We start from the raw sequence: 12,136 nt of genomic DNA, 5'->3' as shown, positions 1-12,136 counted from the left end.
GACGCGGCCGCGCTTCTCACATCGTCTTCAGATATTCCACCAGCGCCCGCCGTTCGTCCGGCGTCAGAAGGCGTCCGATCACGCCGTCCTTGCCATTGCCAAACTCGTGCCCGGTGTTGAAGTTGCCCCGGATCCTTGTATCGAGCTCGAATCCGCCCTCCAATTTGTCAGTACGATATCCGACATTGACCGGATCATATTCGCGGTTGCCGAGGTAGAATTTGGTCGGCCGCTCGCTGACCGGCGACAGCAGGGCATAGAGGTTCGGCACCGAGCCGTTGTGCAGATAAGGCGGCGTTGCCCAGATGCCGTTGAGCGGACGCGCCTTGTAGGCCAGAGGCGCCTGGATGCCGTTCTCGCGGTAGCCGTTCAGCTCCTCGCGCTTCTCTGGCGGGACGGGAGGTGTCTGGCTGTCATACCAATGCTTGATGGTCTTCTCGGTGACCGCACCGAGCGCCGGGCCGAAATTGTCGGTGGCAATCTCGAGCTCCCTCGGAATGCTGACCCTGCGATCGAGCATGTCCTTTGCCTGCGCCGGGTCGGTGCCAACAAGCGTGATGGGGACGACGTTGAGGCGGAGATAACGCTCGCCCGGATAGTGCTCCGCCTTTTGACCTGCCGGCAGCGACCAGCGGTCGGACGTCCAGAATTCGGCACTGCTCACCGGCGCCAAATGGCATCCCTGGCAAAGCTCCTTGTAGAGGGCCGCTCCTTGCCCGGCGCGTGTCTTGTCGATGGGCGGAAGCTCGGCAGGCCATTGCGGCGACTTCAATCCGGTGAAGCCTGTGCTTGCATTCGGTTGCTTGCCGGCCAGCGATTTCTCGATCCTGTCCAGGTTCAAGAACTCGATGCCCGAGACGTAAAAGCCTCCGGTCGCGCTTGTCAGATTGAGCATCGCCGAGACGCCCATCGCCTCGCCGGCGTTCCGCACCATGGGCTGTTCGATCGATGAATTGTACTGGACCCAATCGAACCACGGGGCATCCCAGATGCGCGGGAAATGCACGGGCGCCGATGTGGCGGCATAATTGGCGGGAGTCTTGAGATCGACGGCGAAGACCTCGTTGCCGATGCGGTTCAGCGCGTCGAGCCTGCCGTATCCTTCGACCACGCTTTGCGGGCCAACCATGGTATCGAGATCGGAGAGCCCCTTGCCCTGCGCCAGCACCTTGTCGAGTTGCGCGAGCAGCTGGCTCTTCTCCACTTCGCTCGGGTTTTCTCCGATCACCCTTTCGGCGAAGCGGTCGAAGCGGTAGGGCACGAAGCGCGTGAACGCCAGCGACAGACCAAGCGCGGTGCGGAACTTGCCGAGATCGGTGATTGCAGGGCCGCCGTCGACCAGGAATTCCGTGCCCTGATAGGTGAAACGCCCGGTGTGGCATGCCGCGCAGGTCAGCCCGATCCGTGTCATGTCGTTGTACGGTGCCCGCGGATTCCTCCAAGGCTGCGCGGTGGCATCGACCATCGCTTTGCCGCGCGCCATGCCCACGGGCAATCCGAGCTTGGCATCGGCCGCATCAGGGATGAAGCCGAAACGGTCGAGATAGACAGGGTCGCTCAGCAGTCCCACCGACGTCAGCGACATCTCCGGCTGCTCGAGGGCCATGAACCATTCGTAGGGAATGTGGAAGGTCGCCGTACCCTGATCGGCATGGTGAACCCAGTCGCGCTGATCGGTCCAGTTCTGGTCGAGCCAGCGGGTCTTCTGCACGGCTGGATATTCCGGCAACTTCACCCTGATGCCGTCATAGACCTTGGCGACATAGGGATAGGCCACCAGGCCCGCGATCACGATAACAGCGGCAACGACAACCGAGAAGAGCAGGGACAGCGAGCCGACGATGGAATTCGGTTTCCACGCCATTGTATTCTCCAATCAATCATGAGGCTGTGTTCGCAAGGGACTCGGCAAATGATCGCAGCGCCGCGATGCCAGGCAGGAAGAAATATTCGCCGCCGCGCGTGCTCACGAACGCCGGCAGACCCTGCAATCGACGCCGCGGCGCGCCGGCACGCGGGATCGTGAAGCTTCCGCTGCCGTCATTGCCGCCGATCATGGGATCCTTGTCGTTGCCAAGGCCCGCGAAGTCGCCATCGTTGACCCAGACCTTCTGAACGAACTCGAATTGACGGGCGATGTCGGCATTCACCAGCAACATGATGGCGCCGCGCGCGGCGCCATCATCGGCCGCAGCATCCGCAGGCAGCCGCGAGCCATAGGGCAACCCCTGGCGCAACAGCCGATGCCGATGGACGGATGCGCCATTCGGACCCGATAATCCCGAGCGCGGATTGAGCCGGCGCACATGGGCCCCGATCGGGCAATTCGTCCCCCTGAGATCGTCGAGATACGTGAAGTCATTATTCCGACCGGAGTCGGCAGCAAGCGCCGGGTCGTCGCGCGCTGCGGCCAAAGCCAGCGGCGCGCCGCTTTGCCAGCGTCCCATCATCTTCGCCGCCAGCAGCGCGGCATCAGTCTCATCGCTGGCGGAGCGCCGCAAAAAATCCCTGAAGGCAAAGACATGCTGGTGCAGCTTGCGCAACACCACGAAGCTGCCGTTGCGGCTCAGGCTTGCCGGGCTCGGCAAGTCAGGGACGGCGCCGGTCTCATCGGGCTGTCCGAGCACGAACTCACCCGCCTTCAGGGCGCGCCAGCCGTCTGCATCAGGGACGCCCGCGCCGGGCAAGAGAGGGTCTCCACTGCCCTCGATCGCAGGTTGGGTAATCCCGTCACGGTAGCCGAAGTGCTCGATCGCGACGGGCTGGCCGTCCGGCCCGGGCAGCAATTGCGCATCGATGGCCGCCAGCGTGCTCAGGCCGTTGCCGCTGATATCAGACAGCAATGCTGCCGAAGCGGCATCGCGGTCGGCAGATGTCATCGCACTGATCACGACGAGCGCATGCACGCGCTTGTCGAACGGTGGGTCCCACCGCGCCGGAGCGCTGTCGCCGACATCGCCGAGCCGATCAGCGCGCGCCGCCATTCCCTGCTGGAATTCCTGTGGGAAGCTCGCAAGGCTCGGCTGCGGCGTACCGATCGCCGACAGCCCCTGCCACGAGAGGGCGACGTTGAAGCCCGGCGAGGGCGATGCGTCCAGACCCGCCACGGTCGTGCATCGCCCGGCGACATCACTGAACCATCGCCGGGCTCGCGCCGGGTCGCTCACATCAAGCAGATGATATCGCGCGAACGGGAAGCGATAGGGCCGCATCGCCATGCCCTGGATATCGTTCCGATCCAGCTCGCTGGCATCGGATGGGGCAGGCATTGTCCGTCAACCGATCTGGTCGAGGAATGTGTCGAACTTGCCCTTCCAATCCAGCGCCTTGTTGATGTCGGCGACGGTCGAGTTCGGATAGGCGCAATAATAGCCGGTGGTTTCGATGGCGCTGCCGAGAATGTAATCGCGCAGCTTTGGATAATCGCGCGCGCCCGGATAGCCTTCGCAATGGCCCCAGATCGCGTCGATCCCGTCGGGGGCGCGCTCGGCGAAATCGCGCATATAGTCTTCGACGTTGCCGTCGAAATTCGTCGCGAACAACAAGCGCGTGTCATTGTCGAAAATGACCCAGCGCACGATGTGGATGGTGCCGAGAGACGAGATCTTGCCGCCGTTTGCGGCGGTCAGCCCCTGGAGGGTCCTGCGTAACGCGTCGGCATGATCGGGAAGGATCTTGGTGATTGCGGTGATGGCGCTGATCTTACCCATGGTCAGTACAACGGACATGGCAATTCCTCCTGTTGACCGCCTGAGCCGTTGCGAACGGCTCAATTGCGGCGTGGCTGCATACGTCCCCCTGATTGCTTCGCGTAGGCATACTATCATGTTTGCAACTACAATGTGTGACGTGCTTCACGCATCGCCTGCGACATTCGAACCGCGGCGCGATGCGCGAAACGGTGAGGCATGTGCCATCATCAAATAGTGCAGCACTGCTTCCCCACCGTTGGCTCGCGATGACTGGGTGTAGTGCGCGCCGGCTGTCTCCACGCCGTCATTGCGAGGAGCTCTTGCGACGAAGCAATCCAGATTGCTTCCGCGGAAAGATGCTGGATTGCTTCCTCCTTCGCCAAGGTTTCGGCGGACAAGTCGCTGCGCTCGCAATGACGGAGCGCAGGGGCACCTACGTCGGCCTCAATAATTATACCGCACGCCGACGCTAAATCCCTGCGCGAGCAGGTTCGTCGTGTTCATCACCGGCAGCGGCCGGGTCGGGCCCGCCGGCGGTCCTGGCGGAATCAGGTTCGGATTGATGGTGGTATCGATCAGCCCGCCGGCGCGCTGCACGCCGGTCCAGTACAGCACGTCGTAGCCGACGGTCAGACGCCAGGCGGGCGCAATCTCATAGCCCGCCTTCAGCGACAGCTCCGGCACCGCGGCGAATTTGGTCTGCGAGAAATGGCCGCTGTTGCTGGCGAGCGCGAGGAAGCCGCCCGGCACCGTCGTGGTGACGGCGGCGATCGTCGAAATCGTCGAGCCCGCAACGTCGGCGGTGTTGAGGTTTGCGCCGAGTGCGACCTTGCCGCGCCACTCCAGCGACCACGGGCCATTGCGCCAGTCGCCGGCGAGGCCGAGGTCGAGGCCGTGGAAGTTGCTCGCCGCCTTGAAATTGTCTGTCGACGTGAAGTCGCCGAAGGCGAGGCTGGTCGAGGTGCCGGTGATCCACAGCGTGTCGGAGGCGCGTAAGTAGCGATAGCCGATCAGCGCACTGATGCGCTGCCCGTTCCAGGCGCCGAACTCCTGGCGATAGAGCGCGCCGGCGCCGAGCAGGTGCGATGTCTCGTTGGCGTTGACGCTGCCGGTGAAGACGCCTGGAAAACTTGCGATCAACGCGTCGGGAAGTCCCGTCAGCGCGTTGGTGAAAGGCTGCGTCAGGATCGGAGTGGCACCGGAATTGGCGGCAAAGCCGGTCGAAGCGTTCTCCAGCCCGAAGAACGATGCCTCGACGCCGCTTCTGCGCTGTGGGTCGAACCAGTATCCGGCGGTAATGCGTCCGCCCGAACGCCAGTCATTGTTGACGCTGGAATTGCCGAACAGCACGGTCGTGGTCGGCTGCCCGAGCACGCCGGCTGTGCCCAGCGGCGTGCCGACAGGCGCCGTCGTCACCAGCGCCGGCAGCTTGTCCCCGGTCACGCTCCAGGCGAGATAGTCGGCCTCGGCCCAGAACGGATTGAAATCGACCGCTTTCGGCGGCGCCTTGAGCGGCAGGTCGGCGGCGAATGCGCCGCTCCCCAGCACGATGGCCGCAAATGCCACGCCGACCGCTACCGCCCGTCGATTCATCTGCCGTCCCCAAGGTTCTGCGGACTGAACCATGCGCGATTCTGTTCGGCAAGGCGGAGTGGACAGGGCCACGAAGGAAACCTGCGGCTGTTGCCGCAAAGCCTCGTTGTCGAAGCGCCGCTAGCTATCGAAATTCACCGCCGTCGTATTCGCCCCGCAGACCAGCACCGCGATGCGCTCGCCCGGCGATGGTCGATAGCTGCCGGAGAGCAGCGCTGCAAACGCGGCCGCGCCGCCGGGCTCAGTGACGAGGCGCAAGGTCGACCACAGCGCGTTCTGCGCCTGCCGGATCGCATCGTCGCTGACGAGGACGACGCGCTCGACATACGCCCGTGCGATCGGGAACATCAACTCGCCGACGCGTCGCGGCGCGAGGCTGTCGGCGGCGAGGCCGCCCGCCGGCGCATCGACCGGGGCGCCTGCTGCGAACGCATCGTGCAGGGTCGGCGAGAGCTCCGGCTCGACGGCAATGATGCGCGTCCTGCCGGCGCTCCACGCCGCAATGCCGCCGATCAGGCCGCCGCCACCGACGGCCACCAGCAGCGTGTCGATATCAGGCGCGTCCTGCTCCAGCTCGAGGCCAACGCTGCCCTGGCCGAGCAGGGTTTCGGCCTGGTCGTAGGCGTGAACGGCAAGCGCGCCGGTCCGCGCCACATGCGCCTCGCTGGCCGCGAGCGCATCGGCATAGCGGTTGCCTGCGATCACGAGCTCGGCGCCATAGAACCTGATCCGTTCGGCCTTGGCCGGCGAGGTGATGTCAGGGACGAAAATCGTCGCGGGAATCCCGAGCTGCCGCGCCGCATAGGCGACGGCCGCGCCGTGATTGCCGCCGGATGCGGCGACGATTCCGGCTGGCGGCACCTGCCGCAGCAGCAGGTTGGCAAACGCGCCGCGCGCCTTGAACGATCCGGAATGCTGCAGCATTTCGAGCTTGAACGTGACGGGAGCTGCAGGCAGGCCGAAATCGGCGAGATTGGCCTGCAGCAGCGGTGTGCGGCGGATGTGCGGACGGATGACGGCCTCGGTCGCCGCGATCCGCTCGCGGGTGATGTCTGATGGTGCTGTCATGGCGGTGAATGCTAGCGTATCAGGGTGTTGACATCAATTAGGTATTTAGCAAAATGGCTAAATGAAGTTTGCAACCGCGATGCGCGCCTTGGCCAACGAGCGGCGCCTGCAGATCCTGGAATGGCTGCGGGATCCGCGGCGGCATTTTCGGGCGCAGGTCGACGGCGACTTGGTCGAGGACGGTGTCTGCGGCCTGCTGATCGCCGAGAAGCTCGGCGTCAGCGCACCGACCGTGAGCGAGCACATGCGTGTGCTGACATCGGCAAAACTGGTGCGTGCCAAGCGCATCAAGCAATGGACCATGTACAAGCGCGACGAGACGGCGATCGCGGCCTTGAAGCGCGCTATCCGGGACGGGCTGTGAGGCGAGTGGTCTCGTAGCCCGGATGGAGCGGAGCGCAATCCGGGACAGCGGACCCGGATTCCGCTCCGCTTCATGCGGGCTACATAATTTTCTCAAAACACCTCTTGCTTCCCGCGCGAAAGCGAAAACCCGTGCTGCATGGCATTGAAGCACGTCAGCCCGGTCTGTTCCGAGCGGCAGGTGAATCCTGCGCGCTGCCATATCTCGCCATAGGCGAGCACCGGCAGTGATGGGTCCACGACGGTGTCGCCGGCGCAAATGCGCGCGGAGCCGCCCCTGGCGTCACCCCTGGCGGTCATCGCGAAGGCGTGGCCATAGTCGAGCTCGCAGTCCGGCGGCCGTCGCGGCGGCGTGTCGATTGTCAGTATGTCGCAGCGAAGTGTGTCCTGGCCGTTGTCGGCGAAGACCTGGCAGGCGATGTTCTTCGACGGCATCTGGAAGCCAATCGGACGGTCCTGCGCGCGCGCGAGGGTTGCCGCGGCGAGCAGGGCGAGCACGGTGAATGATCGCAATAGCATGACAGGATTCCCGTTGGGTCGGCGTTGCATTGATTCCGCGTTGTTGCGCTGTGTGCAATGCTCTCCTTCCAAGATATTTGTTGCGCATCCCGCGCAATGACGATGAACTGATCGGCCCTGCCTTATCCCATGCCAGAGAAGAGCGAGAACCATGTTCCTGATTGGCCAATATGATTCCCCCTTCGTCCGCCGCGTCGCGATTGCGCTGCGGCTTTACGGGCTCGCATTCGAGCACAAGCCGTGGTCGACCTTCGGCGATGCCGACAAGATCGCGCCGTACAATCCGCTGCGCCGCGTGCCGACGCTGGTCCTCGACGATGACGAGGCTCTGATCGAGAGCACGATCATCCTGGATTATCTCGACGAGCGCGTCGGGCCTGACAAGGCGATGCTGCCGCGAAACGGCGTCGATCGGCGCAAGCACCTGCGCATCTGCGCGCTCGCGACCGGCCTCGGCGACAAGGCGGTCAGCCTGCTCTATGAGCGCGTGCTGCGGAAGGAGCAGCTCGCGCTATGGGTCGAACGCTGCCGGGCGCAGATCGGCGACGTGCTCAAAGTGCTGGAAGCCGAGCGCGCCAAGGTGACGACGCCGTACTGGCTGGGGACGCGCATCGGTCATGCCGATATTGCGGTGGCCTGCGTCGTCCGCTTTACCCGCGAGGCGCACCCCGACCTGTTCGATGCGGCGCGCTATCCGGCGCTCGCGGCCCATGCCGATCGCTGCGAGGCGCTGGCGCCGTTCAAGGAGATCGTGCAGCCGCTGGCGCCGCCGAAGGGGTAGGCCGGGCTGTCATTCCGGGGCGCGCCACTTGGCGCGAGCCCGGAATCCATCGCGCGACCGGTGACGTGGATAAATGGATTCCGGGCTCGCGCTTCGCGCGCCCCGGAATGACGATATCAGGCGAGACACCCGATTTTGCACTTATACAGGTGTTTTGCCCGACGGAGCAAGCATTTTTCGGTAATATCGAAAAAACACCGGGCGCTGCAACCCCATCCCTACTGTGCATGGGGTTGTTTTCGCCTCTTGCGTTCGGGAGCGCTTATCCCGCCCCCGCGCGCTTCTTCTGCCAGACCAGATGCACCGCACAGGCGCAGCCGGGCGGATGCGAGGCGAGGTCGTTCGACGTCTCGTCGTTCGCGGGGGTCGCCTTGAACGCCTTGTCGGCTCCCTGCTGCGACGGGATGTAGTTCAGCACCGGCGCGAGCCAGCGCTCGGTCTCCGCCACGCTCATGCCCTTGCGCGCGGCGTAGTCCTCGACCTGGTCGCGCTCGATCTTGCCGACGCCGAAATAATAGCTCTCGGGGCTGGCGAAGTAGAGCCCTGACACCGATGAGCCCGGCCACATCGCAAAGCTTTCGGTCAGCTTCACGCCGGCGGTCGCTTCCGCATCGAGCAGCTCGAACAGCGTGGCCTTCTCGGTGTGATCGGGCTGCGCGGGATAGCCGGGCGCGGGGCGGATGCCCTGATACTTTTCGAGGATCAGATCCTCGCTGGAGAGCGCCTCGTCGGGCGCATAGGCCCAGAACTCGCGGCGCACGCGGGCATGCATGGCTTCCGCGAAGGCTTCGGCCAGGCGATCGGCCAGCGCCTTGCACAGGATCGAGGAGTAGTCGTCGTTGGCCATCTTGAAGCGGTCGGCGACGGCATCCTCGCCGATGCCGGCGGTGACGACGAAGCCGCCGACATAGTCGGGCACGCCTGCGGGTGCGACGAAGTCTGAGAGCGCGGCGTTGAAACGGCCCTCGCGCTTCTCGAGCTGCTGGCGCAGCGTGTGCAGCGTCGCGATGCTCTTGGTCCTGGTATCGTCGGCATAGAGCACGATGTCATCGCCCTGCGCGTTCGCCGGCCAGAAGCCGACGGTGGCGCGGGCGCGGAACCATTTTTCCTTCACGATGGTGTCGAGCATCTTGCGCGCATCGTCATAGAGCGAGCGCGCGACCTCGCCGACCTTGTCGTCCTTGAGGATGGCAGGAAAGCGGCCGGCGAGCTCCCAGGTCTGGAAGAACGGCGTCCAGTCGATATAGGGCACGAGCTCGGCGAGATCGTAGTCGTCAAAACTCTTGATGCCGAGGAAGGTCGGCTTCACCGGCTTGCTCTTGGCAAAATCGACCGGCACGCGGTTCTTGCGGGCGTCAGCCAGCTTCAGGCGCTTCTTGTCGGCTTGCGCGCGCAGATGCGCCTCCGAGATCTTGGCGTATTCGGCGCGCACCTCGGCAGCATACGCCTCGCGCTTCTCAGGCGAGAGCAGCGAGGAGGCGACGCCGACGGCGCGGCTGGCGTCGTTGACGTGAACGACGGGACCGGCGCGATAGCTCGGGTCGATCTTCACGGCCGTGTGGACGCGGCTGGTCGTCGCGCCGCCGATCAAGAGCGGCAGCTTGAGGCCTTCGCGCTGCAGTTCGCCGGCGAAGAACGCCATCTCGTCGAGCGAGGGCGTGATCAGGCCCGAGAGACCGACGATGTCGGCCTTCTCCGCCTTCACGGTCTCGACGATCTTGGCGGCCGGCACCATCACGCCGAGGTCGATGACCTCGTAATTGTTGCACTGGAGCACGATGCCGACGATGTTCTTGCCGATGTCGTGGACGTCGCCCTTCACGGTCGCAAGCACGATCTTGCCGGCGGAGCTCGAGCCTTCGGTGCCAACGCCATTGGCGAGGTTGCGCGCCTTCTCCTCCTCCATGAACGGCATCAGCCAGGCCACCGCCTGCTTCATGACGCGCGCCGACTTCACCACCTGCGGCAGGAACATCTTGCCGTCGCCGAAGAGGTCGCCGACCACGTTCATGCCGGCCATCAGCGGCCCCTCGATCACGTCGAGCGGGCGCGAGGACTTCTTGCGGGCTTCCTCGGTGTCCTGCTCGATGAACTCGGTGATCCCGTGCACCAGCGAATGCGACAGCCGCTTCTCCACCGGCCATTCGCGCCAGGCGAGATCAGCTTCCTTGGCTTCGGTCTTCTTGCCGCGGAATTTCTCAGCGAGTGCCAGCAGGCGCTCGGAGGCTCCGGGGTCGCGGTTGAGGACGACGTCCTCGCAGGTCTGGCGCAGCTCGGGATCGATGTCGTCATAGACGATCATCTGCCCGGCATTGACGATGCCCATGTCCATGCCGGCCTTGATGGCGTGATACAGGAACACCGAGTGCATGGCCTCGCGCACCGGTTCGTTGCCGCGGAACGAGAACGACAGGTTCGACACGCCGCCGGAGATGTGCGCGCCCGGCAGGTTCTGGCGGATCCAGCGCGTCGCCTCGATGAAGTCGACGCCGTAATTGTTGTGCTCCTCGATACCGGTCGCAATCGCGAAGATATTCGGATCGAAGATGATGTCCTCGGGCGGGAAGCCGACGCGGTTGACCAGGATGTCGTAGGCGCGCTTGCAGATCTCGGTCTTGCGCGCGAACGTGTCGGCCTGGCCGACCTCGTCGAACGCCATCACGACCACGGCTGCGCCGTGGCGCCGCGCGATCTTGGCCTCGTGGATGAACTTGTCCTCGCCTTCCTTCATCGAGATCGAATTGACGACCGGCTTGCCCTGCACGCATTTCAGGCCGGCTTCGATCACCGAGAACTTTGACGAGTCGACCATGACAGGAACACGGGCGATGTCCGGCTCGGCGGCGACGAGGTTGAGGAAGGTCACCATCGCGGCTTCCGAATCCAGAAGCCCCTCATCCATGTTGACGTCGATGATCTGCGCGCCGTTCTCGACCTGGTCGCGTGCGACTTGAAGAGCGGCGGTGTAGTCGCCGTTCGTGATCAGCTTGCGGAAGCGGGCGGAACCCGTGACGTTGGTACGCTCGCCGACGTTCACGAACGGAATCGCATCCGTCAGCACAAAGGGCTCGAGGCCGGAGAGTCGCAGCTTCGGTGCGATCTCAGGCACGATGCGCGGCTTGTGCGGGGCGACAGCGGCGGCGATCGCCGCGATATGATCAGGCGTGGTGCCGCAGCAGCCGCCGACGATGTTGACGAGGCCGTCGCGGGCGAACTCGCCGACGAGACGGGCCATGTACTCCGGCGTCTCGTCATACTGGCCGAATTCGTTGGGCAGGCCGGCGTTCGGATAGGCGCAGACCAGCGTGTCCGCGACGCGACCGATATCGGCGATATGCGCGCGCAAATCCTCCGCGCCGAGCGCGCAGTTGAAACCGATGGTGACGGGCTTGGCGTGCTGCACCGAATTCCAGAACGCCTCCGGCATCTGGCCCGAGAGCAGGCGGCCGGACTTGTCGGTGATGGTGCCAGACACCATCACCGGCATGTCGATGCCGAGCTCTTCGGTGATCTCGGCGATCGCATAGAGCGCTGCCTTGGCGTTCAGCGTATCGAAGATGGTCTCGACCAGCAGCAGGTCGACGCCGCCATCGATCAGGCCGCGGATCTGCTCGCCATAGGATTTGCGCAGATCATCGAAGGTGACGGCGCGGTAGCCGGGATTGGCCACATCAGGCGAGATCGAGGCGGTGCGGTTGGTCGGACCAATCGCACCCGCAACGAAGCGCGGCTTGCCGTCTTCGGCGGCGACGCGCCGGGCGGCATTGCCGGCGAGGCGGGCGCCGTCGCGCGCCATCTCGTAGACGATGTCGGTGAGATCGTAGTCGGCCTGCGCGATCGAGGTGGTCGAGAAGGTATTGGTCGCGACGATGTCGGCGCCGGCACGCAAATAGGCCGCGTGGATGTCCTCGATTGCCTGCGGCTGGGTCAGGATCAACAGGTCATTGTTGCCGCGCAAATCGCGATGAAAGTTCTTGAAGCGCTCGCCGCGGAAGGCCGCCTCGTCGAACTGCAGGTTCTGGATCATCGTGCCCATGGCGCCGTCGAGCACGAGGATGCGCTCGCGCGCAGCGTGGATCAGGGCGGTTCGCTTGGGCGAGGGGGATACGGTCATGGTGTC

The 12,136-nt window shown here is 64.5% G+C and carries 9 protein-coding genes; 2 read left to right on the top strand and 7 right to left on the bottom strand.

Annotated elements, in window-relative coordinates; all coding sequences use genetic code 11:
- Positions 1-16 precede the first annotated feature (16 nt).
- The 5 genes from L6637_RS18200 to L6637_RS18180 all read right to left on the bottom strand — a co-directional run bounded on the left by L6637_RS18200 (position 17) and on the right by L6637_RS18180 (position 6,353).
- Positions 17-1,864, bottom strand: a complete 1,848-nt coding sequence (locus L6637_RS18200) for a di-heme-cytochrome C peroxidase (RefSeq protein ID WP_237871649.1) — start codon at positions 1,862-1,864, stop codon at positions 17-19.
- 16 nt (positions 1,865-1,880) lie between these two features.
- Positions 1,881-3,269, bottom strand: a complete 1,389-nt coding sequence (locus L6637_RS18195) for a Dyp-type peroxidase (protein ID WP_237871647.1) — start codon at positions 3,267-3,269, stop codon at positions 1,881-1,883.
- 6 nt (positions 3,270-3,275) lie between these two features.
- Complete coding sequence (locus tag L6637_RS18190) at positions 3,276-3,728, bottom strand: hypothetical protein (RefSeq protein WP_237871646.1); 453 nt, start codon at positions 3,726-3,728, stop codon at positions 3,276-3,278.
- Positions 3,729-4,136: 408 nt separating this feature from the next.
- Positions 4,137-5,285 (bottom strand): BBP7 family outer membrane beta-barrel protein, encoded by a 1,149-nt coding sequence (locus tag L6637_RS18185; RefSeq protein ID WP_237863139.1) that lies wholly within the window; start codon positions 5,283-5,285, stop codon positions 4,137-4,139.
- Between the two features lie 120 nt (positions 5,286-5,405).
- Complete coding sequence (locus L6637_RS18180; RefSeq protein WP_237863138.1) at positions 5,406-6,353, bottom strand: threonine/serine dehydratase; 948 nt, start codon at positions 6,351-6,353, stop codon at positions 5,406-5,408.
- A gap of 61 nt (positions 6,354-6,414) precedes the next feature.
- On the opposite strand from L6637_RS18180, the gene L6637_RS18175 reads away from it, so the two are divergent.
- A complete protein-coding gene (locus tag L6637_RS18175; RefSeq protein WP_237863137.1) occupies positions 6,415-6,717 on the top strand; it encodes an ArsR/SmtB family transcription factor in 303 nt (100 codons plus the stop codon).
- A gap of 92 nt (positions 6,718-6,809) precedes the next feature.
- Here L6637_RS18175 and L6637_RS18170 read toward each other — a convergent pair whose 3' ends face one another.
- Complete coding sequence (locus L6637_RS18170) at positions 6,810-7,235, bottom strand: DUF6636 domain-containing protein (protein ID WP_237863136.1); 426 nt, start codon at positions 7,233-7,235, stop codon at positions 6,810-6,812.
- A gap of 151 nt (positions 7,236-7,386) precedes the next feature.
- Here L6637_RS18170 and L6637_RS18165 point away from each other — a divergent pair, with 151 nt between their 5' ends.
- Positions 7,387-8,016, top strand: coding sequence for a glutathione S-transferase family protein (locus tag L6637_RS18165; RefSeq protein ID WP_237863135.1), 630 nt, complete (start codon positions 7,387-7,389; stop codon positions 8,014-8,016).
- Positions 8,017-8,278: 262 nt separating this feature from the next.
- On the opposite strand, the gene metH is transcribed toward L6637_RS18165, so the two are convergent.
- Positions 8,279-12,130, bottom strand: a complete 3,852-nt coding sequence (metH, locus tag L6637_RS18160) for a methionine synthase (protein ID WP_237863134.1) — start codon at positions 12,128-12,130, stop codon at positions 8,279-8,281.
- Positions 12,131-12,136 lie beyond the last annotated feature (6 nt).

Source organism: Bradyrhizobium zhengyangense, assembly GCF_022012435.1.
Taxonomy (GTDB): domain Bacteria; phylum Pseudomonadota; class Alphaproteobacteria; order Rhizobiales; family Xanthobacteraceae; genus Bradyrhizobium; species Bradyrhizobium zhengyangense.
This window is presented reverse-complemented; position numbering and strand designations above follow the sequence as displayed.

Excerpts from the sequence above, each read along its gene's own strand:
- L6637_RS18180 (WP_237863138.1), bottom strand. The coding sequence starts at position 6,353 with ATGACAGCACCATCAGACATCACCCGCGAGCGGATCGCGGCGACCGAG.
- L6637_RS18175 (WP_237863137.1), top strand. The coding sequence starts at position 6,415 with ATGAAGTTTGCAACCGCGATGCGCGCCTTGGCCAACGAGCGGCGCCTG.
- metH (WP_237863134.1), bottom strand. The coding sequence starts at position 12,130 with ATGACCGTATCCCCCTCGCCCAAGCGAACCGCCCTGATCCACGCTGCG.
- L6637_RS18185 (WP_237863139.1), bottom strand. The coding sequence starts at position 5,285 with ATGAATCGACGGGCGGTAGCGGTCGGCGTGGCATTTGCGGCCATCGTG.
- L6637_RS18200 (WP_237871649.1), bottom strand. The coding sequence starts at position 1,864 with ATGGCGTGGAAACCGAATTCCATCGTCGGCTCGCTGTCCCTGCTCTTC.
- L6637_RS18170 (WP_237863136.1), bottom strand. The coding sequence starts at position 7,235 with ATGCTATTGCGATCATTCACCGTGCTCGCCCTGCTCGCCGCGGCAACC.
- L6637_RS18190 (WP_237871646.1), bottom strand. The coding sequence starts at position 3,728 with ATGTCCGTTGTACTGACCATGGGTAAGATCAGCGCCATCACCGCAATC.
- L6637_RS18165 (WP_237863135.1), top strand. The coding sequence starts at position 7,387 with ATGTTCCTGATTGGCCAATATGATTCCCCCTTCGTCCGCCGCGTCGCG.
- L6637_RS18195 (WP_237871647.1), bottom strand. The coding sequence starts at position 3,269 with ATGCCTGCCCCATCCGATGCCAGCGAGCTGGATCGGAACGATATCCAG.